The following is a 20,835-nucleotide window of genomic DNA, read 5'->3' as shown; positions in this document are numbered from 1 at the left end:
CTGAAAGCATCCCTGCCTGTCTAGCCCTCACAGCTCTACTGGGCCAAGGCGTATTTGATATCCTCTACCAGCGCATCGATCGCGGCGGTGGTCGTGTTCCAGGCACACATTAGCCGAGCCCCTTCACTGCCAATAAAGGTGTAAAACTTCCACCCTCGGCGGTACAAATTCTCGGTCAACGCCTGGGGCATTTGCACAAACACCCCGTTGGCCTGGCGGGGAAACAGAATTTTCAGCTGGGGAATTTGTCGCAGCTGCTGTTCTAGATAGGCGGCCATGCGGTTGGCGTGGTCGGCGTTGCGCAGCCAGGCACCGGTCTCTAGCAGCCCTAGCCAGGGGGCCGAAATAAAGCGCATCTTTGAGCACAGCTGCCCCGCCTGCTTGCAGCGGTAGGCAAAGTCTTCGGCCAGGGCGCGGTCAAAGAAGAGAATCGCTTCCCCAATGCCCATGCCGTTTTTGGTGCCGCAGCAGCACAGCACATCAATGCCGGCCTGCCAGGTTAGCTCTGCCGGGGTTTTGCCGGAGGCCACCAGGGCGTTGGCAAAGCGCGCCCCATCCATGTGCAGCTTCAGCCCATGGTGGCGCGCTAGGTCGCTGAGGGCCGCTAGCTCGTCGGTGCTGTAGAGGGTGCCCACCTCGGTCGCCTGGGTGAGGCTAATTACCTTGGGTTTGGGGTAGTGGATGTCGGTGCGCTTAGAAATCAGGCGTTCTACATCGGCAGGGTCGAGCTTGCCGTTGTCGCCCTTGGCCAGCAGCAGCTTAGAGCCGTTGCTGGCAAACTCGGGCGCGCCGCACTCGTCGGTTTCGACATGGGCCAGCTCGTGGCAAATGACGCTGTGGTATGACTGGCACAGCGCTGCCAGGGTGAGGGAGTTGGCCGCCGTGCCGTTGAAGACAAAAAAGACCTCGCAGTCGGTCTCAAAGATTTCCCGAAACTTGTCTGCCGCCTTTTGGGTCCATTCGTCGTCGCCGTAGGCGGGTACATCTCCCTGGTTGGCCCGCAGCAGATAGTCCAGGGCTTCGGGGCACATGCCGGAGTAGTTGTCGCTGGCGAACTGAAGGGGACGGGTAGGCGGTGGGGCGGTGAGCATAGTGGGGGCGGGGTAGGAGTGTTTTGAGGATAGCGCGGGGGGTGAGGCGGTGAGGAAGGTGAGGGGTTGGGTGGACAGCATGAGGGAGTGGGCTAGGGGAGAGGCATGGGAGCCGGGGGGATGGAGTAAGATTGGGGGGCTTATGGAAGCATTAAACCGCAACAGAACTGGGTATTGGGCTATGGTGCGTGGGTCTCGCTGGGTTTGGATGGTAGCAGCGGTGGCGGGGGCTTCGGTGGCCCTAGACGGGGGAACCTTGGCGCCCCTCGGCGGGGCACCGGCCCAGGCTCAGGATGGGGGCACCATTACCCTGCGATCGGACATTCAGGAGGCCAATGCCGCCACGGGCATCATCACCGCTCGGGGCAATGTGCAGATTGATTACCCGAGCCGCGGCATTCAGGCCACGTCGGCCCAGGCCGATTATTTCAGCAATGAAGATCGCATTGTGCTCAGCGGCAACGTCGTTGTCACCCAGGAGGGCAACACGCTGCGGGCCGAAGTGGTGACTTACCTAATTGAAGAAGACCGTTTTGTGGCTACCCCTCGCCCCAACGACCAGGTGGAGGCAGTTTACAACCTGCCTGCGTCGCAGTCAGCCCCAGGGCCAAGCGGTGCGGCGGGCGATCGCGCGCCCACCCCCCGCCCCCCAGTGGTGCTAGATGTCAGCCCGGTCGAACCGACTGAACCAGCAGCGCCCTAATTAATTTGTGCGGCACCAGCTTCTCAGTATCGGTTAAATCTTGCAGGGTATAAATCACCGCAAACTTAGGGGCATTTAGATCGGTGAGGGGTCTGGCCCACTTGACGCAAATAATTGCAATGTTACGCTCGATAGGCTGTCTAGGATCGAATTTGCCGATGGGCTGCCAACTATTGTGAAGCTTAAGTTTGTGGAGATGCACTTTATCAAGTTCTTACGAATAGAGGACATTTTGAGAAGTCTTTTCTTGCGATCGCAAGTTACAGACCCAAGACTAGCTAAACTATCTGACAAGCGCACGCAGCAGCAGGCCGGTAGTGAGGTTTAAAGATCGCTAGAGATTAGGTGTTCCGTAGATTATCAAATACTGCTGCATTGTTAACTAGACTGGGTCATTCCCTCCAGAATTAAGCCCGATAAGGTCATCCATGCGTGAAAGAATAATTATGTTTTTAATAAGCCTCTGATGTCGAGCTGCTGAGCCGATACTAAAGCTGTTTTTAGTGTTGGTTAGCTGCTGGCGTCTCGGCTTCCTTTGAATTAATGCAATTCTGGGTCCGAAGGATTTTCAGGCATCGCTGATGCCTAATGGAATTCTTTGCAATTGGAGGCAGTCTCCAGGCCTGTGAAGCGTTGCGAATAGTACTTCTTTATTAAGATCAACATGCTTACCCATTTTCCTCGCGTTCCATTTCTAACGGTGGAGACTCCTGCCGTCAGGCTATTGCAGCGATCGACTAAAAAAATACAGTCCATTCTGCGTCTCCTCTGGGGCGATCCCAGGTTTTTGATGATGAGCTGGCTGGCTCGCTTCATTGCGATCCGCGAGTGGGTCGCCCAGCGGGGCGATTACCTACCCCCAGCGGTGTTTGATGCAACGGTGATTCACGAGGTGGAGGGAGCCTGTCCTTTAGAGAGTCCAGGGCAGGTGGCAAAGCTCATTCAGGCTAACGGCTATTACGTTGGGTTTTCGCTGCAACCCAGCATTTTGAAAGAGTTGCTCACTTTTGCCGAGACTACGCCCTGCTATGCCAACCGCAACCCCTCCCTACCGTTTTATATCAACAACAAAGACCAGATGGCCCAGGAACTGGGGACGCCGCTGCTGGTAGCTGGTTATCTAGATAACCATGAGTCGTGCGATGCCTATCAAAGCATTAAGCATGATCCTTACCTATTAGCGGTGGCGAGTCAGTACCTCAATCACCCGGCGGTTTACCTACGGGGAGAACTGGCCTGGGGGTTTCCGGCTCCCAACACGCTGGCCGATAAAGTTAAAACGGCGCGGGTCTACCACTGCGATATCAACGACTTTAAAACGATCAAATTTTTCTTTTACCTCACCGATGTAGGCGAGGGTGAAGGGCCCCACGTCTATATGAAGGGCACCCACCGCACGCGCAAATTTGGCCACCAGCGCATCGGTCAGGGCTGTGCGGCGATCGCCGATGAAGACCTGGTTCAAACCTACGGTCGCGATCGCGTTCAGGTGGTCACGGGTGCCGCTGGCCTGGGTTTTGTGGGAGACCCCTACTGCCTCCACAAAGGCACTGTGCCCGTCGACAACTCTCGCCTGCTGCTACAGCTAGAGTTTGGCATTATTCCCTACCGAATCTGGTATTTTTAGAGCTGGTTATAAGCGAAATTTCTAGTGCTTATATCGGCAGAAATCTAGCCCGTTTTGCTCTTAGCTTTTATTCAGATATTCAGAAGATGGAACTTACCAACAGTCTTTTCGTCCAGTTTTTTGCCTGTCAATATCAAAACCTATCAGTTGGGAATAGATAGAGATGTCGATCGCTCAACTTAATGCTACTGACCAGGTGCCTAAGACAATAGCCTACCTAGTTAATCAGTACCCTAAGGTTAGCCACAGTTTTATCCGCCGTGAAATTGCTGCCCTAGAGGCCCATGGCATAACGGTAGCTCGGTTCTCAATTCGCTCCTGCGCCGATGAGCTGGTAGATGCCGATGACATTGAAGAGTTAGCCAAAACTCAGGTCGTCTTAGATCAGCGCTGGCCCAGTCTTCTGGCGGGGGTGGGGCGCGTCATAGTGCAGCGCCCGGTGGCCTTTTTGATGGCCCTTAGCTTAGCTTTGAGGCTAGGTTTAAAAGAAGAGTCCGGAGTGTTTTATCATTTGGCCTATTTGGCCGAAGCCTGCGTACTGGTGAGCTGGTTTGAGGCGGCCAATGTCGGCCATGTGCATGCTCACTTTGGCACCAACTCGACGACAGTGGCGATGTTGTGCCGAGCAGTGGGGGGGCCACCCTACAGCTTTACCACCCATGGGCCAGAGGAATTTGATAAGGTGCGCGCCATCTCGTTAGTGGAAAAAATTAAGCGCGCCGAGTTTGTGGTGGCGATCAGCTCCTTTGGCAAGAGTCAGCTATATCGCTGGTCGGCCCTAGAGGACTGGCCAAAAATTCACGTGGTGCGCTGCGGGCTAGACCAGGCGTATTTGTCTCGGGCGTTTGTGCCGATTCCGGAGCAGCCCCACTTTGTCTGCGTGGGCCGACTCAGCGGGCAAAAGGGCCACTTGCTGCTGCTGGAGGCCGTGAGACAGCTAGTGGCGGAGGGCCACCGGCTGACGGTGGCGCTGGTGGGGGATGGCGAGATGCGATCGCAAATCGAGCAGCTCGTGATCGACTACGATCTACAGGCCTGCGTTTCGATTACCGGCTGGGCCTCCAACGACGCAGTTAAGGCTGAGCTGCTGCGGTCTCAGGTGCTGGTGCTGCCCAGCTTTGCCGAAGGGCTGCCGGTGGTGATCATGGAGGCGCTAGCTCTGGGCAGGCCGGTAATCACCACCACCATTGCCGGTATTCCTGAGCTGGTGGAGACGGGCGTCAACGGCTGGCTGGTAGTGCCTGGTTCGGTAGAGTCGCTGCTTGAGGCCATGCGTTCGGCCCTGACTATGGCGGCACCCTCCCTGGAGGCCATGGGGAAGGCGGGGCTTACAAAAGTAGCCCAGCAGCACAATGCTGACCATGAGGCCTCTAGTCTAGCCCGGCTATTTGTCGCTAGCAGCGGTTTTCAGCACCTCAACAGACCCCGCCGTGGAGCCTGGGCCACTCTCCTAACGCCGGGGCAACCGGTCTCGGTTAAGTCCACCTAAGTGACCTGGCTGGGCAGAGCCAACCTTTAGACTGGGCGTCTAGACTGGGCCTCTAGACTGGGCAGCAGCTTTGATACAATTTGCTAAGCTCAGTAGCACTACCTTGGCCCAGGCGCGCCCTTGAAAATCGTACTTGACAACGTTCAAAAGACCTACGGCAAGCGCCAGGTAGTCAACCGGGTCAGCCTGTCAGTGGCCCAGGGCGAAATTGTTGGCCTGCTTGGCCCCAACGGCGCGGGCAAGACCACGACCTTTTATATGGCGACCGGCCTAGAGCGGCCCGACGGCGGCAAAGTTTGCCTCGACCAGATCGACATCACCGATCTGCCCATGCACCAGCGGGCTCGGCTGGGCATTGGCTACCTGGCCCAGGAGCCGAGCATTTTTCGCAATCTGTCGGTGGCCGACAACATTTTGCTGGTGATGCAGCAGACCCGGGTGCCTCCGGAGGAGTACGGCGATCGCCTTCAAAATCTGCTCAAAGAATTTCGTCTGGAGAAGGTCGCCAACACCCTCGGAATTCAGGTGTCGGGCGGAGAACGGCGGCGCACAGAGCTGGCTCGCTCCCTGGCCTCTGGCCCCGAAGGCCCCAGCTTTTTATTTTTGGATGAGCCCTTCGCTGGAGTTGACCCCATCGCCGTGACCGAAATTCAAGAGATTGTGGCTAAGCTGCGCGATCGCGACATGGGCATCCTCATTACCGATCACAACGTGCGCGAAACCCTGCGGATTATCGATCGCGCCTACATTATGAGCGACGGGCAAATTCTCGCCTCGGGCAACGCCGACGACCTCTCCAGCAATCCCCTGGTGCGCGAGCACTACCTGGGCAAAGACTTCGCAATTTAGCCGCCTCCCCCTCTGACTGCTCAGTTTTAGAACCTCAACCGGCAATGGAAACTACGCATCCCTAGCCCCCATTGACCATAATGTAGAGTCAGGTCTCTTACCGTTCCTCTATGGCTTCAGCCTCTTCTCCCGCTACCTTTCCGCGCCCGCGCTCCGGCACCCCGCTGCTGACGGTGATGGATCGCTATATCGCCAAAGAGTTGACCATGCCCTTTTTATTTGGGGTGGGGGCGTTCTCCTCCATTGGCATATCGATTGGGGCACTGTTTGAGCTGATTCGCCGCATCACCGAGTCGGGGCTGGCGATTACCCTAGCGGCGCAGATCTTTCTGCTCAAGCTGCCCGAGTTCATCGTGCTGGCCTTCCCCATGTCAACGCTGTTGGCCACCATGATGACCTACAGCCGTTTTTCCAGCGACAGCGAGCTGATTGCCCTACGGGGGGTGGGGGTGAGCATTCGCCGCATCATTACCCCCGCCGTGGTGCTCAGCCTGCTAGTGACGGGGCTCACCTTTGTGTTTAACGAGCTGATCACCCCCGCCGCCAACTACCGGGCCGCCATCACCCTAGAGCAGGCGCTGAAGTCAGAGCGGCCCCCCTTTCAGGAGCGCAACATTTTTTACCAGGAGTTTCAGCCCGCCAGCGACGACCCCGCCGCCCAAGAGCTGAAGCGCCAGTTCTACGCCCGCCGCTTCGACGGCACCACCATGCACGGGCTGACTATCCTTGATTTTTCCCAGGAGGGGCTCAACCAGGTAGTCAGCGCCGAGTCAGCCAACTGGGATGTGGAGAGCAACGCCTGGACCTTCTACAACGGCACCATCTACGTGGTCGCCCCCGACGGCTCCTTCCGCAACATCATCACCTTTGAGACCCAGGAATTGCAGCTGCCCCGCACGCCCCTAGACCTGGCGGGCCGCACCAAAAACGACACCGAGATGAACATTGCCGAGGCCACCCAGCAGCTGGAGCTGGTGCGCCAGAGCGGCGATGAAAAGATGATCCGCCGCTGGCAAATTCGGATTATGCAGAAGTACGCGCTGCCCTTTGTGTGCGTGGTGTTTGGCCTGGTGGGGGCCTCGATTGGGGTGCTGCCCCAGCGCACCAGCCGCGCCACCAGCTTTGGTATCAGCATTGTGATTATTTTTGGCTATTACCTGCTGTCGTTTATTACCAACGCCATGGGCGAGGTGGGGGTGCTATCGCCCTTTATGTCGGCCTGGCTGCCGACGCTGCTGGGGCTGGCGATCGGCCTATATCTGCTGTTTCGCGCGTCTAAATAGAGGTAGGGGCACAGCATGCTGTGCCCCTACGGAATTCATGGCTGACGAAAGGTTGTACAGAACCTAAAAGAAGAACCCATCCTGCTCGATTTCTTCGATGGTTTGCAGACCCCGCGTGTCGCCCACCTTGAGTAGGGCGGTGCGGGCGTCTTCGCGCACGCCTAGGTCATCTTCTTCGGCGAAGCTTTCGATCAGGGCGTCGATCGCGGTGTGGTAGACCACGTTGGAGGGCAGCTCGCGGCAGAGCTGGCCCACGGCCCAGGCGCAGTTGCTGCGCACCGCCGGTACCGGGTCGCGGCGCAGCCCTTCGATCAGGGGGGGAATAGCGGCGATCACCGACTCGTAGTTGACTTGAGCCATCTGGGCCAGGGCGCTGGCGGCCCACAGCCGCACGGCGGAGATATCGGTGCGCAGGGCTTCGATCAGGGGGGGCAGCGATCGCGCGTCGTGGGCGTTGCCCAAGGCCCACACCAGGCCCTTGCGCACGTAGCCATTCCAGTCGGTGGCGAGCTGGACAATTAGCGGCTCTACCGCCGAGCGATCGGGGTTGCGGCCCAGGGCATAGGCGGCGCTGACCCGCACCAGGGGGCAGAGATCGGTCAGTAGTGCCGTCAGGGGGGCCACTGCCCGCCCGTCTTCTACCTCGCAAAAGGCCCGCGCCGCCAGCATCCGCTGCTGCGGGTCGGTCGCCGTTAGCAGGGGCAACATCGCCTCGGGGTCGAACTGCGGAGTTTGTTCCTCGTCTACGGGGCCAAGGGCATCGAGGGGGTCGGCAAACTCCAGGTCGGGGTTTAGGGTGGAGAGATCGTCATCATACATAGGGCTACTTTATCCGGTTACGCGGCACTTTTAGCGCTGGCAGCGGGCTCTGCAAACTTTCGTTAAGCAGGGGCCAAAGGGCCATGCTCTCTGGGTTGGGTAGTTTTTGAGGGAGGACAATCGCCTGCGATCGCTCGATGCTCCCCCACTCCGCCAAATTTCTCTAACTGCTACGTAAAAAACCGTGTTGGATAGGCCCCCTGGAGGAACCAAGCAATGGTGAAAAGGTGAATTTCCTTCCCCTAGAGAGGGGCAATAACCTACCCCCGAGCAGATTTATCAGCGTTAATTTCCGAAGAATATCCGTAGATACCTGTAGCGTACCCAGGCAGTCGCTAGGATGATGCCATAGACCCAAGCTTGCCGCTTCGCCGCTAAGGAATCTTGGCCGCGCTTCATCCCATCTGATAGAGCACTCTCTACCAGGTCAGCGATGCCCGTTTAGATCGCGGCAGGCTCATCGGCTACATAACCAGGAGTCTCGCAGTTATGGCATCCCAATACGAAGTTAGAAATTTTTTGGCCCACTGGTTCCAGTTGGGCAAACCCGTAGTGCTGGCTGAAAATCGGGGTGCTTGTTTGCCCGACCCGGTCTTTCAAAACGGTGGCTATAGCTCATCCTTTGAAGACTGCTGGCACCGCATTATGGTGACCAGTGGCCAAGACTGCTACCTCCAGGGCACCAGCCAGAGCATTGCCGAGATGCTATCGCCCGCCTGGGATGTGACCCCCTGCGCCCGCTGTGAAATGCCGATCGTTATTCCTACGGCTGGCACAATGACCGAGCTTTGCCCCTGTAATGATCTCCCCACTTGGCCCAATACCGAAGTTCCCATGCCCCGCACGGCTGTAGACAACCAGCAGCAGCTGACGGACTTGCGCCAGCGATTGAGGGTGGTATAGGGCAAACCCGTATCAGAGCCGCCGCCGCCCTATACCGAGGAAGCGGCCAGCACCTTCTCGTCGTGGCGCGGAATGTCGTAGATCATAAAATCGTGGGCCATAGCGGTATTGGGGAAAATGGCCCGCGCCTCGGCCAGTAAATCGGGTAGCTGAATGTCGTTGCCAGGGGCATAGCGGGGGCTGAAGTGGGTCATGATCAGCTGCTTGGCCTGGGCGCTAAGGGCGACCTGGGCCGCCATGGTAGAGGTGGAGTGCAATCGCTGGTAGGCCAGGTCGGCATCGCGGTGGGAGAAGGTGGCCTCGTGGATCAACACATCGGCCTGGGATGCTAGAGCGACGGCGCGATCGCAGTAAATCGTATCGGTACAGTACACCAGCTTTCGCCCCACCAGATCTGGCCCGCAGAGATCAGCTCCGTTGATGGTGCGACCGTCATCTAGCGTTACCCGCTGCCCCTGCTTGAGCTGGCCGTAGATCGGCCCCGAGGGAATGCCCAGGGCTTGAGCGCGTTTAACGTCGAAATGGCCGGGGCGATCGCGCTCCTCAATGCGGTAGCCGTAGGCGGGCACCCGGTGCTCTAGCAGGTCGCAGAACACGCGAAACTCGTCATCCTCAAACACCAGCCCCGGCTCCACCGCGTGAATTTTAATCGGCAGCGAAAAGTGGGTTTGGGAGTAGCGGCGGCTGGCTTGCAGGTAGTCGTTGAGGGGCTTGGGGCCGTAGATATCGATGCGCTGCTGCCGGTTGCCCGCCAGGCCACAGCTGGCCAGCAGCCCCATCAGACCAAAAATATGGTCGCCGTGCATGTGGGTAATAAAAATGCGGCGAATCTGGCTCGATTTAAATTCGCTGCGCAAAAACTGGTGCTGGGTGCCCTCGCCGCAGTCAAACAGCCACACTTCGGCTCGCTGGGGCAGCCGCAGGGCCACGCTCGACACATTGCGGGCGCGGGTTGGCACGCCAGAACTGGTACCCAAAAATGTAATCTGCAATGAAACCGCCTCTGGGGAACTCAATAGGGCATGGGCCGGAGCCCGAAGCCCACCCACCTATCTTGCCATGACCCCGAGCCAATGGCCGGAGCCCGCGGTTGAATCGAAGTCCAGGGAGTATCATCAACACAGCACAATTTGCCCCTGCGCAGGGCACCGATTTGAGGCAGCAACGAGGAAACATCGATGATTTCAATGACCTATTTGCTGACGGCGTTACTAACCGGGCTGGGGCTAGTTGCTACAACTGCCGCCAGCCAGGCAGTTCCGCCCGGCATACACTACGCCTGGCAGGTCTTGGGCATCGACACCGCCCAATGCCTGGGCCAGGCCCGACAGGCACTAGAATCCCAGGGGCTAGAGGCGGTGCAAAACGACGCCACCAGCATAGCCGGGCGCTCTGAGACAGTTACGGCAATGTTTGTGTGTCTCGAGAACCAGCCCGCCACCACCACGGTGATGGTGGTGGTAGCCAGTGACGACGACGCCCAGGCTCTAGCCCTGCGGGAAGCACTCAAGCAAGCCTTCTAAAGCTATGCGCGTCGTCGCCTATTGCTACCGAGAGGTCAATGGCTCGTCTGATCTCTCCCCTGCCCTGGGGGAGGAGATATCGGCAGCGGTGGAACAGGTCTACACCGATGTGGCCCTACCGATGGAGCCGGGATATCGGCCCGAGCGCGATCGCCTGCTGGCCGACCTGCAATCCCAGCCCGCCGATCGGGTTTTGGTGGATACCCTCGCTGCCCTAGGCAACGACCCCGAAGACATTCGCCACTGGGTAAAGGCAATCGAATCTGCCGGGGCTGAAGTGGTCACGGTAGAGAGCGGCGCGATCGACTTAGACAGCATCTTGCAGGGGGCCGATCTCTCTACTGAACAGCGGCGCCGCCGCCTGCGCGAAGGCCATGCCCGCAGCCGCTTGCAGGCTCTACCGCCCCCTGGCAAAGCCCCCTACGGCTACCGCCGCGGCCAGGGCCGCTACCTGATCGATCGCGCCACAGCCCCGGTGGTAACCGCCTTGGTCAACGAATTCTTGCTCTACGGCTCGCTGCGGGGGGCAGTGCGATTCATTGAAGGCAAACTGGGCAAGCGGATTTCGGTGTCCACCGGGCGACGCTGGCTCACCCACCCGGTGTACCGGGGCGATCTGCAATACCAGGATGGCACCGTTCTACGCGACACCCACGCCGCCATCATCAGCCGCGACGAGGCGGCCCAAATCGATCGCCTGCTGCGCCGCAACCGCCCGCTGCCGCCGCGTACCGCTGGGGCACCGCGATCGCTGGCGGGCCTCGTCACCTGCCAGGAGTGCAGTCAACCTCTGACCATTTCCAAAACCGCCCCTCGGGGTCAGGCTAAAACCTACCTCTACCTGCGCCCCAGCGGCTGCCCCAGAACCCCCCGCTGCCCAGCCATTCCCTACGACGACGCGCTCAATCGCATTGTTGATCAAATTTGCCAGGAGTTGCCCCCAGCGGTGGCCCAGTTCACGGCCAAAATTCCCCCTGGTGCCCCTGCCCCCGGTACTGGTTTGCAGGGCGCGATTGCCGCTAAGGAAGCCGCGATCGCCCAGCTACCCACCCTAGAGGAATCTGGCATTCTGGATGCCGAAACCTCAGCTCTACGCCGCTACAAGCTGAGGGGTGAAATTTCGACCCTGCACCAGCAGCTCGCTCAGCTGCCCCCGGTGAACCTGCAAGAGCTATCCCAATCGGTGTCGATTCCCCAGTTCTGGCTTGATCTCTCCGAGACCGAGCGGCGCTTCTTCTTCCGCGAATTCATCCGCGACATCCAGATCGTGCGCGAGAGCGATGATTGGCAGGTGGAATTGGTGTTGGTATTTTGAAGGGGAATCTCTTGGATTTAGCTGCCATTTAGCTTCTGTCACAACGGCAAGTAGAGTACAGTGCCGTTCCACTCGGCTGGCTCGCTGTAGTTGATCAACAGCAGCAGCTCATCAATAGCTTGGCGCATTGGCATGCGATCGTTCACTACAAACATGCCAGCCATTGGCTCTGCTTTTATCAGGCGGGCGTAGGCAAAATCTGGCATAGTAGCCCGGTCGTGGGTCAGAAGAATACGATTATTTGTCACTGCCCAGGCCAAGATTTCTACATCGTCCACCTTTCGCAGACCAACATCTTGAACTCGAATGAGATCAAGGCTGGGACTTCGCAAAAACAGCCCGCGAACTACGTCGCCATTAAAGTTTTCGTCGCTGAGCAAACTTAGCATGACTAATGGTTTCGCTGAGCCAACAAGCGCCTGCGAATTGAGCTTAAATCTGGCTGAACGCTGGCAAGCCGTTGCTGAACCACTTCCGCAAGCTGTTCTCTCTGTTTTAGGTAAGTTTCAACCGCATCTTGATGTCTGAGGTAGTAGCCAATTGTGTTGTAGACATCAGATAGCGAGAGCGTTGAGTACCGCTGAACAATAGATTCCGGCGATGCCCCATCCTGAAACGCTCGAATCACCGTCTCTAGCAATACTCTGGTATGCCCAACACGCATTGCCCCAGTTACATCAGCGTGGAGAGGTGGTGTCTCCTGTTCTAGAACAAGGCTCATGGTTAAATTGCTCTCCTAAAACTCGATGCTGTCGGGGGTGCGAGGGAACGGGATGACATCGCGGATGTTGCCCATGCCGGTCATAAACTGCACCAGGCGCTCAAAGCCGAGGCCAAAGCCCGCGTGGGGAACGGTGCCAAAGCGGCGTAGATCGAGGTACCACCAGTAGTCTTCGATGGGCAACCCGGCCTCCTGGATGCGGCGCTCTAGCACGTCCAGCCGCTCTTCCCGCTGGGAGCCGCCGATGATTTCGCCGACCTTGGGGGCCAGCACGTCCATGGCCGCGACGGTTTCGCCGCCGTCGTTGAGGCGCATGTAGAAGGCTTTGATGCCGGTGGGGTAGTCGGTGACGATCACCGGTTTTTTGAACAGCTCTTCCGCCAGGTAGCGCTCGTGCTCCGATTGCAGGTCAATGCCCCACTCCACAGGGAACTCAAATTTTCGGTCGGTCTTTTCTAGCAGCTTCACCGCCTCGGTGTAGGTGATGCGCTCGAAGGTGTTGTTGATGATGTTGTCGGCGGTGGCCAGTACCGAGTTGTCGATGCGATCGTTAAAGAAGGTCATGTCTTCCGGGCACTGCTCTAGCACCGAGTGGAAGATGTATTTGAGAAATTCTTCGGCCAGATCCATATTGCCTACTAAGTCGCAGAAGGCTTGCTCTGGCTCCACCATCCAAAACTCGGCCAGGTGACGGGAGGTGTTGGAATTTTCGGCCCGAAAGGTGGGGCCAAAGGTATAGACATTGCTAAAGGCCATCGCCATAATTTCGGCTTCGAGCTGGCCGCTGACGGTGAGGTAGGCGGGCTTGCCAAAGAAATCCTGGCTGTAGTCCACGGCCCCCTCTTTGGTTTTGGGCGGGTTCGCCAGGTCTAACCCCGTAACGGCAAACATTTCCCCTGCCCCCTCGCAGTCGCTGGCGGTGATGATCGGGGTGTGCATCCACAAAAAGCCGCGCTCATTGAAGAACTGGTGAATCGCCTGGGCGCAGGCGTTGCGTACGCGAAAGACCGCTCCGAGGGTGTTAGTGCGCGACCTGAGATGCCCCAGCGATCGCAAATACTCGAAGGAATGCCGCTTTTTCTGAAGTGGATAGGTCTCTCCATCCGCCGTGCCGTAGACAGTGATGCTTTCACCCTGGAGTTCCACTCGTTGGCCTTTCCCCGGCGATTCCACTAGGGTGCCGCCAATCTCTACCGACGAGCCGGTGGTCAGGTCTTTGACCACGGTGTCGTAGCCCGCCAGGTCAGCACTCAGCACCACCTGCAACCCAGCCATCGACGAGCCATCGTTGACCTCCACAAAGGTAATGCCCTTGGCCTCGCGCTTGGTGCGCACCCAGCCCTGAATGGCGGTGCTCTGGCCCGGTTCGCCAGCGTGCAGAATGTCTCGAATGCGCGGCATAGCTCTGCTAAATCTGTAGTGGGTTTACGCGGAATGTGATCTATTCTGACCCACGGCGGCGCGGAAAGGGGACTCAGCGCCGACAAAACGGCTGCTCTCTAAACCAGCTGAGGGGTTAAACCGTAGCAGATACCATCTTTACGGAATCCGAATTAACCGGTAAAAGTATTGATAGCTACAAAAGCCCCCTGCCTTTGCCTCTACTATCCATAATGCAAATTTCTATGGGTTTTTAAGACTGATCGCTGGCAGAAACTAATGGATTGCAGTGGTGATTTTTGGATTGTTCCCAGGGCACAGCTTTTCGAGTGTAATGTTGGTTAGATATTGAGGTTTTAATTCCTCAAAGTTAACTGAGGGTGACAGCGTTAACGATGGCTCAAAGAGCGTTAGGTATAGGCCCATGAGCCATTTGCCCTTAGCACTTTTGAGGCATTTATGATTGTCTGAGGGGTTTGTTTAGGCCGCTGAGACAATAAGCATTGTAGACAGAAATTTCCCATTCGTTGGGGTTGCCAGTTTCTGATTTGGCAATGTGGTTTTTCAAGGATGTCTAACAGCTGAGCCTCTCAGGCTTTTCTACTGCATGGGCGATCGCGATGACCCTTTAGGGTCGGTCTTTGACCATCGCCCCCAAGAGCCCATCTTACCTATCTCGGTTTCCATAGCGGGCTTTTCTGATTTCCTCGGTTTAGAGTTGCCCCGCACCAGTGACAGCTTTGCTTAATTTCCCATTTAACTAGGAGACTTCTATGAGCGGAAACGAATTGCGTGCCCAGGCGATCGCCAGTATTGCCTGCCGCCCCAAGGTAGCCGTGAGCACGCCTGGGCGGCTCGAAGACCTGTGGGCCAAGGACGTTTTTAGCCTCAGCAAAATGCAGGAGTGCCTGCCCAAATCGGTGTTTAAATCGGTGCAAAAAACCATCACCACGGGTTCCGCTCTCGACGTATCGGTGGCCGATGTTGTGGCCGTGGCCATGAAAGACTGGGCCATCTCCAAGGGGGCACTCTACTACTCCCACATGTTCTACCCCCTGACCAACGCCACCGCCGAAAAGCACGACGGCTTTATCTCGGTGCAGAGCGATGGTTCAGTAATTTCAGAATTTTCTGGCAAAGTACTGGTGCAGGGTGAGCCAGACGGTTCGTCTTTCCCCAACGGCGGCATTCGCTCCACCTTTGAGGCACGGGGCTACACCGCCTGGGATGTGACCAGTCCCGCCTTCGTCATGGAGACCGAGAACGGTGTCACCCTCTGCATTCCCACCGTGTTCGTCTCTTGGACGGGAGAAGCACTGGATAAGAAAACTCCGCTGCTGCGCTCCAACGCCGCCATGAGCAAGGCCGCCACCCGTGTGCTCAAGCTGCTGGGCCACAGCGAAGTCGCCCCGGTCAACTCTAGCTGCGGCGCTGAGCAAGAGTACTTTTTGGTGGATTCTAGCTTTGCTAGCGTGCGCCCCGACCTGCTACTGGCGGGTCGTACCCTGTTCGGCAAGGCTCCAGCCAAGGGCCAGCAGTTTGACGACCACTATTTCGGGGCTATCCCTGAGCGGGTGCAAATCTTCATGCAGGATGTGGAGGAAAAGCTCTACCGCCTCGGCATTCCGGCAAAAACTCGCCACAACGAAGTGGCTCCCGGACAGTTTGAGATCGCTCCCTTCTTTGAGGCCGCCAACGTCGCCAGCGACCACCAGCAGCTGATTATGACGGTGCTGCGCAACACGGCCAAAAAGCACGGCTTTGTCTGTCTGCTCCACGAAAAGCCTTTCGCGGGCATCAACGGGTCGGGCAAGCACGTCAACTGGTCGGTGGGCAACGCCACCCAGGGCAACCTGCTGGATCCGGGCGATACGCCCCACTCCAACGCGCAGTTTCTGGTGTTTTGCGGCGCGGTGATTCGCGGCGTGCACAAGTATGGGCCGCTGATGCGGGCGGTGATCGCCAGCGCCAGCAACGACCACCGACTGGGGGCCAACGAAGCGCCGCCAGCGATCATCTCGATTTACCTGGGCAGCCAGCTCCAGGATGTGTTTGACCAGATTGCCTCGGGCGAGGTCACCGGCTCCCAGTCGAAGGGCGATATGGATCTGGGCGTGCCCACTCTGCCGGTGTTCCCGAAGGACGCGGGCGATCGCAACCGCACCTCGCCCTTTGCCTTTACCGGCAACCGGTTTGAGTTTCGCGCCGTGGGCTCGGGCCAGTCGGTCTCGGGGCCACTGGTGGCCATGAACACCATTCTGGCCGACTCCTTAGACTGGATGGCCGACCAGCTTGAGGCCAAACTGGGCAGCGGCGTCGAACTCAACGTCGCCATCCACGACATTCTACGCGATGTGATTCGCGACCACGGGGCCGTGGTGTTTAACGGCAACGGCTACTCTAGCGAGTGGCACGAAATGGCCGTCAACGAGCGTGGACTGCTCAACCTACGCACCACCGCCGACGCCCTGCCCGTGCTGCGCGAGCAGTACATCGAAGATCTGTTTTCTAAAGAGAATGTGCTTACCCCGGTGGAGCTAGGCAGCCGCTTTGAGGCCTACTCTGAGCAGTACATCCAGCACATTGAGGTCGAAGCCAAGCTGGTGATCAGCATGGCCAAGACCATCATTTACCCCGCTGCCGTGCGGTATATGGGTGAACTGGCCAAGACCATCGATAGCCTCAGTGAGATTGGCGTTGAGTTTGGCAAAGATAGCGTCGTCAAGGTAGCAGAACTCACCAAGTCGATGATGGCCTCGGTGGGTGAGCTAGATGACATGCTGACCAAGCACTTCATGTCGGTGGAAGAGCACATGCAGTTCTGCGCCCAAACCATTCGCCCCCTGATGGATCAGGTGCGCGAGTACGCCGATGCCCTGGAGGGTGAAGTGGCCGACGACCTCTGGCCTCTGCCCACCTACCAGGAGATGCTGTTCATCAAGTAGGGGCAAAGCAACAAAGAATGAGGGGTTGAAGATACTGGGTATCAGGTTCAGGGCATACCCCTTGAACCTGATACCTTTTACTTTGACCCCTTTTTTTGACGTTTCAGAGATCTACCGTTGCCCTGTGAGCAAGACCAACGCCGCCCGCATTCTCGATCGCCTCAAGCTGCCTTACCAAATTCTGGAGTACGAGGTGGATCCTGACGACCTGGCCGCTGAGAGCACCGCCGAGAAGCTGGGACTGCCATCAGAGCAGGTGTTTAAGACTTTGGTCGCCAAGGGCGATCGCAACGGGGTGTGTCTCGCTGTTATCCCCGGCAGTGCCCAGCTCGACCTCAAGGCGTTGGCGGTGTTGGCGGGCGATCGCAAAACCGATACCGTGCCCCTCAAAGATGTGCAGCCCCTTACCGGCTACATTCGCGGCGGCGTCACCGCCCTGGGCACCAAAAAAGCCTACCCCGTCTACGTGGATGACTCAATCCTCACCTTTGAGACCGTGGCGGTATCGGCGGGCAAGCGGGGCCTGATGCTGTGGCTCACGCCCCAGGCTTACCTGACCGCTACTCAGGGGCATCTAGGGGCGCTGACCAAAGGCTAGTACCGGCTTCTGACAGGCCAATCCATCGGGCTTACGACCCAGCACTTTTTGCCTGGTGGGCATTTACCAGAGCGCACGCGCTGCCTGCTCTAGAGCTTTGAGCCCCCGCAGGGATCCACGGATGAAGGTTGCAGCGGCCAGCGGGTTTTTGAGAAAACTCAGGGCTAGAACGACGGGCTGCAGATTGCCGTCTGGGCCGATCGCCCCCGCAATATCCGGCAAATCATGGCCACAGTCGTCACTGATTACCCGCAGAATGGTGACCTTGGCCTCAGGCATGACGGCCAGCAGAACGGCGCTTTCCATATCCACCACATCGGCCTGGTAGCGATCGCCCAGCTGCCACTTTTCTGTGACTGTGGTGATGATGCGATCGCACGTTACCCCCGTCCCAATGGGAACCTTGAGCCGCTGGGCTAGGGAATCGGTAAGGGCGCGATCGCAGAAGTAGTCTTGCAAACTACCCCCCCCAGCAGCATCCCAAACCTGCTCAAGTAGGATAGCGTCGCCTGCTGAATGCCTGGGCGACAGGCTGCCGCCCAGGCCCATCAGCAGAATTTCCTGGTTGGCAAAGCGCGATCGATCTTTCCAAGTTTTCAAGAACGCTCGAAACGCCATTGGCCCCGCCGGAACAGCCACCACCGGGGGCGCATGGGGAACCGCCTTCAGGCCCCTCATCACCGCCTGATATTCGGCCCCAGCAGGTACAAGAATCACCTGAATTGGCATCAGGCCGACCGCTTAGTGAGCTTAAGCCAGCCATCTTCGAGCAGGGTGTAGAGTACCGGCACCACCACCAGACTCAGCAGGGTTGAGGTCAGCAGCCCGCCAATGATGGCTACGGCCATCGGCTGCCGCAGCTCGGCCCCAGCCCCAAGGCCGATCGCGATTGGCACCATGCCCAGCACCGTTGAGGCGGTGGTCATGAGAATGGGGCGCAGCCGCACCAGGCCCGTTTTCATAATCGCGTCGGTGCGATCGACACCGGCACGGCGCAGCTGGTTGATGTAGTCCATCAGCAAAACGGCGTTTTTGTCGAGTAGGCCCAGCAAAAACAGCAGGCCTAGCAGCGAAACAATGCCAAAGTCGCTGCGGGTAATCCACAGGGCTAGCATGGCACCCACGATCGAGAGCGGCAGCGACAGGCCCACCACCGCTGGTTCTAACAGCCGCCCAAAGGGCACCAGCAGCACGAGCATCATGCAAATCACGGCCAGAATTAAAATGCGGCCAAAGCTGCCCAGCACCTCACCCGCTCGCGCCGAGTCGCCCGCCAGATCAATGCGCACACCGGGGGGCACTACCGTTTCCGCAATGGCTACCACCTGGGCGGTGGCGTCGCCCAGGGCCTTGCCGTCACTCAGGTTGGCGCTGACGATCGCGATCCGCTCGCCATTCTGCCGGTTGACCTCCACGATCGCATCGGCGGTATTTTCCGCCCCCGAAATGCGCACATCAGCAAAACCGGGCAGCGCTTCCATCTGGGCCTGAATCTCAGCGGCGGCGGTTTGCAGCGCCGTCAGGTCGTCGCCCACCAGGGCCACCTGGAGGGGCTTTTCGCCGCCGGTATCGACAAACTGAAGGTCTTCAACGCTAGTTTCTAGGCCCGCCCGCGTGGGCAAATCTTGGCGTAGCTGAGCCTGCACGGCGGCGGTGTCGCGATCGCGCCCCTCCCGCAGCTGAATGTAGAGACTGCCTTCGTTGGGTCGCCCCCGACCGCCCACGGTAGTCAATACTGACTCGACCTCGGGCAGCTGGGCCACCGCTGCCTCCAGATCATCGGCCTGCTGAAGGGTTTGCTGCAAGAGCTGCGATCGCCCTGCGGCAGCGGCGGCCTCTGCGGCGGCGGCAGCCTGGGGTGCGCTCAGCCCTGGCGGTAGCTGTCCGGCTGACGGTAGCTGAGCCCCGGCGGGGCGCTGGGGCAGGGGCACCCGGTAGTTCAGCAAAAACTGGCCCTGGTCGAGCTGGGGAATAAACCCCTGGGGAATCAGCGGAATGATGGCAATGCCTGCGACTAGGCTGGCGATCGCCAGCCCCACCACAATCCAGCGATGGTGCAGCGACCAGGCCAGCAACTGGCTGTACCGCTGCTCTAGCCAGGAGTCTGCCACTGTCTCTGCCAGGGGCGCGGGGACGATATCAGCAGCGGGGTCAGAGGTCGTGGGGTCAGAGGTCTGGGGCGAGTGGGGAGACTTTAGCCAATAGACCGCTAGCACTGGCGTCAGGGTGCGCGCCACCAGCAGCGAGAACAGCACCGCCGCCGACACCGTTAGGCCAAAGGGTTTGAAGAACTGCCCCACGGTGCCGCCCATCAGCGCCACAGGCAAAAACACGGCCACGATGGTCAGCGTCGAGGCCGACACCGTGAGCGCAATCTCGTCCGTTGCCCGCAGAGCCGCCTGTTGCGGAGTCGCGCCTGCTTCCATGTGGCGCATGATGTTCTCGATTTCGACGATCGCATCATCGACAATGATGCCAATCACGATCGCCAGCGCCAGCAGCGTAATCGTCTCTAGGTTAAAGCCGTAAATGGCCATGACGATGGCTGTGCCCAGCACCGACAGCGGAATCGCCAGCGCCGTAATCACCGTGGCTCGCCAGCTGCGCAAAAAGCCCAAAATCACCAGCACCGCCAGCACGATTGCCCCCACCAGCGCATCGATGGTGGCCTGGGTTGACGAGCGAATGAAGTCGGCCTGGGTGGCGGCCAGGGCAATCTCGACTTGGGGCTGCTGGTCACGGATTTGCGCGATCGCCGCCTCGACGCGATCGACCACCTCCAGGGTGTTGGCCGCGCCCTGCTTCACCACCTGCACCGCCAGCGCCGCTTCGCCATTGAACCGAATTAGCGTCGGTGGGTTTTGGAGCTCCGCCAAAAAACCGCCACCGCTGCTGGCGGTGGCCTGGGTGCCGGTGCCGCGCAGATCGACCCGCAGCACGCCGGGAATGTCCCGCAGGGTCGGCAAGATCTCCGACTCTACCAGCGCCGCCAGGTCGGCTGGGGGCAGCGCCTCACTGGTCAGGGCGTAGCTAATCGCCGTCGCCTCATTCAAATTGAGCGGAATGATCTCATAGTCAAACCCGGTGGCCAGGTCAGTCTGGGCGATCGCCTGCTCAACCGCTGCCGTGGTTTCTTCCAGAGCCGTGTTCACCTCAAAATTAAGCCGCAGAATGGCCCGCCCCGGAGAGGTGGTGGAGTTGAGTTTGGTCAACCCGGCCAGGGGTTGCAGCTGGGCCTCTAGGGGCACGGTGAGCTGGGCTTCGGTGTCTAGCGCCGTTTCGGCTGGAGCAGTGGCGTTGACCAGCACCACCGGAAAGGTGATGTCGGGAAACAAGGCATACTTCAGAGAGCTAAAGGCAAACAGCCCGGCCACCCCAATCACGATCCAGCAGAAAATTGTCAGCCCCCGGTTTCGCAGGGCCAATCGAGAGATATTGAGTTGTTCTCGCAGCTGGTTGAGGTTGGGGCGAGGCATCTTAATGAGGAGAACAGAAACGCAGATATCATAGCTTGTTCGACCTGCCGATCAGCCCAGGCCTGTGCCTGTCACCCCCAGCGCCGATCGCCCGTCAGAGCGAACCACCATCG

The 20,835-nt window shown here is 58.8% G+C and carries 18 protein-coding genes; 10 read left to right on the top strand and 8 right to left on the bottom strand.

What is annotated here, in order from left to right; all coding sequences use genetic code 11:
- Window positions 1-35: 35 nt before the first annotated feature.
- On the bottom strand, window positions 36-1,172 hold the full coding sequence (locus VB780_RS04705) for a low specificity L-threonine aldolase (protein WP_323349982.1): 1,137 nt from the start codon (window positions 1,170-1,172) through the stop codon (window positions 36-38).
- A gap of 100 nt (window positions 1,173-1,272) precedes the next feature.
- Between VB780_RS04705 and VB780_RS04700 the strand changes: the two genes are divergently transcribed.
- The 5 genes from VB780_RS04700 (at window position 1,273) to VB780_RS04680 (ending at window position 7,042) form a co-directional block, all read left to right on the top strand.
- A complete protein-coding gene (locus VB780_RS04700) occupies window positions 1,273-1,794 on the top strand; it encodes an LptA/OstA family protein (protein ID WP_323349981.1) in 522 nt (173 codons plus the stop codon).
- 664 nt (window positions 1,795-2,458) lie between these two features.
- Window positions 2,459-3,421, top strand: coding sequence for a hypothetical protein (locus tag VB780_RS04695; RefSeq protein WP_323349980.1), 963 nt, complete (start codon window positions 2,459-2,461; stop codon window positions 3,419-3,421).
- Between the two features lie 163 nt (window positions 3,422-3,584).
- On the top strand, window positions 3,585-4,910 hold the full coding sequence (locus VB780_RS04690; protein ID WP_323349979.1) for a glycosyltransferase: 1,326 nt from the start codon (window positions 3,585-3,587) through the stop codon (window positions 4,908-4,910).
- Between the two features lie 120 nt (window positions 4,911-5,030).
- Window positions 5,031-5,759, top strand: coding sequence for an LPS export ABC transporter ATP-binding protein (gene lptB, locus VB780_RS04685; RefSeq protein WP_323349978.1), 729 nt, complete (start codon window positions 5,031-5,033; stop codon window positions 5,757-5,759).
- A 110-nt stretch (window positions 5,760-5,869) separates the two neighbouring features.
- Window positions 5,870-7,042 (top strand): LptF/LptG family permease, encoded by a 1,173-nt coding sequence (locus VB780_RS04680; RefSeq protein ID WP_323349977.1) that lies wholly within the window; start codon window positions 5,870-5,872, stop codon window positions 7,040-7,042.
- Between the two features lie 63 nt (window positions 7,043-7,105).
- Here VB780_RS04680 and VB780_RS04675 read toward each other — a convergent pair whose 3' ends face one another.
- Entirely contained in the window at window positions 7,106-7,861 is a 756-nt protein-coding gene (locus VB780_RS04675) for a HEAT repeat domain-containing protein (protein ID WP_323349976.1), read from the bottom strand.
- 489 nt (window positions 7,862-8,350) lie between these two features.
- Between VB780_RS04675 and VB780_RS04670 the strand changes: the two genes are divergently transcribed.
- Entirely contained in the window at window positions 8,351-8,764 is a 414-nt protein-coding gene (locus VB780_RS04670) for a hypothetical protein (protein WP_323349975.1), read from the top strand.
- Between the two features lie 29 nt (window positions 8,765-8,793).
- Here the strand turns inward: VB780_RS04670 and VB780_RS04665 are convergent, their stop codons facing one another.
- The gene (locus tag VB780_RS04665) at window positions 8,794-9,813 is read right to left on the bottom strand and encodes a ribonuclease Z (RefSeq protein WP_323349974.1); all 1,020 of its coding nucleotides are present in this window, start codon (window positions 9,811-9,813) and stop codon (window positions 8,794-8,796) included.
- Between the two features lie 129 nt (window positions 9,814-9,942).
- Here VB780_RS04665 and VB780_RS04660 point away from each other — a divergent pair, with 129 nt between their 5' ends.
- Both VB780_RS04660 and VB780_RS04655 read left to right on the top strand, forming a co-directional pair.
- Window positions 9,943-10,287, top strand: a complete 345-nt coding sequence (locus VB780_RS04660) for a hypothetical protein (RefSeq protein ID WP_323349973.1) — start codon at window positions 9,943-9,945, stop codon at window positions 10,285-10,287.
- Window positions 10,288-10,291: 4 nt separating this feature from the next.
- Entirely contained in the window at window positions 10,292-11,602 is a 1,311-nt protein-coding gene (locus VB780_RS04655; RefSeq protein WP_323349972.1) for a recombinase family protein, read from the top strand.
- 38 nt (window positions 11,603-11,640) lie between these two features.
- Here VB780_RS04655 and VB780_RS04650 read toward each other — a convergent pair whose 3' ends face one another.
- From VB780_RS04650 to asnS, 3 genes are read right to left on the bottom strand one after another with little or no spacing between them, the layout of a single operon-like run.
- Window positions 11,641-11,991 carry a DUF5615 family PIN-like protein gene (locus VB780_RS04650; RefSeq protein WP_323349971.1) on the bottom strand — a complete coding sequence of 117 codons (351 nt, stop codon included), beginning with the start codon at window positions 11,989-11,991 and terminating at the stop codon, window positions 11,641-11,643.
- A gap of 2 nt (window positions 11,992-11,993) precedes the next feature.
- Complete coding sequence (locus tag VB780_RS04645) at window positions 11,994-12,323, bottom strand: DUF433 domain-containing protein (RefSeq protein WP_323349970.1); 330 nt, start codon at window positions 12,321-12,323, stop codon at window positions 11,994-11,996.
- Window positions 12,324-12,338: 15 nt separating this feature from the next.
- Window positions 12,339-13,724, bottom strand: coding sequence for an asparagine--tRNA ligase (gene asnS / locus VB780_RS04640; protein ID WP_323349969.1), 1,386 nt, complete (start codon window positions 13,722-13,724; stop codon window positions 12,339-12,341).
- A gap of 752 nt (window positions 13,725-14,476) precedes the next feature.
- On the opposite strand from asnS, the gene VB780_RS04635 reads away from it, so the two are divergent.
- Window positions 14,477-16,648, top strand: coding sequence for a glutamine synthetase III (locus VB780_RS04635; RefSeq protein WP_323349968.1), 2,172 nt, complete (start codon window positions 14,477-14,479; stop codon window positions 16,646-16,648).
- Window positions 16,649-16,772: 124 nt separating this feature from the next.
- The gene (ybaK, locus tag VB780_RS04630) at window positions 16,773-17,246 is read left to right on the top strand and encodes a Cys-tRNA(Pro) deacylase (protein WP_323349967.1); all 474 of its coding nucleotides are present in this window, start codon (window positions 16,773-16,775) and stop codon (window positions 17,244-17,246) included.
- A gap of 63 nt (window positions 17,247-17,309) precedes the next feature.
- On the opposite strand, the gene VB780_RS04625 is transcribed toward ybaK, so the two are convergent.
- Window positions 17,310-17,975, bottom strand: a complete 666-nt coding sequence (locus VB780_RS04625; RefSeq protein WP_323349966.1) for a phosphorylase — start codon at window positions 17,973-17,975, stop codon at window positions 17,310-17,312.
- The gene (locus tag VB780_RS04620; protein WP_323349965.1) at window positions 17,975-20,722 is read right to left on the bottom strand and encodes an efflux RND transporter permease subunit; all 2,748 of its coding nucleotides are present in this window, start codon (window positions 20,720-20,722) and stop codon (window positions 17,975-17,977) included. Before VB780_RS04620 ends, VB780_RS04625 begins: the two co-directional genes overlap by 1 nt.
- Window positions 20,723-20,835: the final 113 nt, after the last annotated feature.

The organism is Leptolyngbya sp. CCNP1308, from assembly GCF_034932455.1.
In the GTDB taxonomy this organism is placed as follows: Bacteria; Cyanobacteriota; Cyanobacteriia; order Phormidesmidales; family Phormidesmidaceae; genus Nodosilinea.
This window is presented reverse-complemented; position numbering and strand designations above follow the sequence as displayed.

Coding starts and splice junctions, on each gene's coding strand:
- VB780_RS04645 (WP_323349970.1), bottom strand. CDS start 12,323: ATGAGCCTTGTTCTAGAACAGGAGACACCACCTCTCCACGCTGATGTA.
- VB780_RS04690 (WP_323349979.1), top strand. CDS start 3,585: ATGTCGATCGCTCAACTTAATGCTACTGACCAGGTGCCTAAGACAATA.
- VB780_RS04675 (WP_323349976.1), bottom strand. CDS start 7,861: ATGTATGATGACGATCTCTCCACCCTAAACCCCGACCTGGAGTTTGCC.
- VB780_RS04635 (WP_323349968.1), top strand. CDS start 14,477: ATGAGCGGAAACGAATTGCGTGCCCAGGCGATCGCCAGTATTGCCTGC.
- VB780_RS04650 (WP_323349971.1), bottom strand. CDS start 11,991: ATGCTAAGTTTGCTCAGCGACGAAAACTTTAATGGCGACGTAGTTCGC.
- VB780_RS04660 (WP_323349973.1), top strand. CDS start 9,943: ATGATTTCAATGACCTATTTGCTGACGGCGTTACTAACCGGGCTGGGG.
- VB780_RS04705 (WP_323349982.1), bottom strand. CDS start 1,172: ATGCTGTCCACCCAACCCCTCACCTTCCTCACCGCCTCACCCCCCGCG.
- VB780_RS04670 (WP_323349975.1), top strand. CDS start 8,351: ATGGCATCCCAATACGAAGTTAGAAATTTTTTGGCCCACTGGTTCCAG.
- VB780_RS04680 (WP_323349977.1), top strand. CDS start 5,870: ATGGCTTCAGCCTCTTCTCCCGCTACCTTTCCGCGCCCGCGCTCCGGC.
- VB780_RS04700 (WP_323349981.1), top strand. CDS start 1,273: ATGGTGCGTGGGTCTCGCTGGGTTTGGATGGTAGCAGCGGTGGCGGGG.
- VB780_RS04620 (WP_323349965.1), bottom strand. CDS start 20,722: ATGCCTCGCCCCAACCTCAACCAGCTGCGAGAACAACTCAATATCTCT.
- VB780_RS04625 (WP_323349966.1), bottom strand. CDS start 17,975: ATGCCAATTCAGGTGATTCTTGTACCTGCTGGGGCCGAATATCAGGCG.
- VB780_RS04695 (WP_323349980.1), top strand. CDS start 2,459: ATGCTTACCCATTTTCCTCGCGTTCCATTTCTAACGGTGGAGACTCCT.
- VB780_RS04655 (WP_323349972.1), top strand. CDS start 10,292: ATGCGCGTCGTCGCCTATTGCTACCGAGAGGTCAATGGCTCGTCTGAT.
- asnS (WP_323349969.1), bottom strand. CDS start 13,724: ATGCCGCGCATTCGAGACATTCTGCACGCTGGCGAACCGGGCCAGAGC.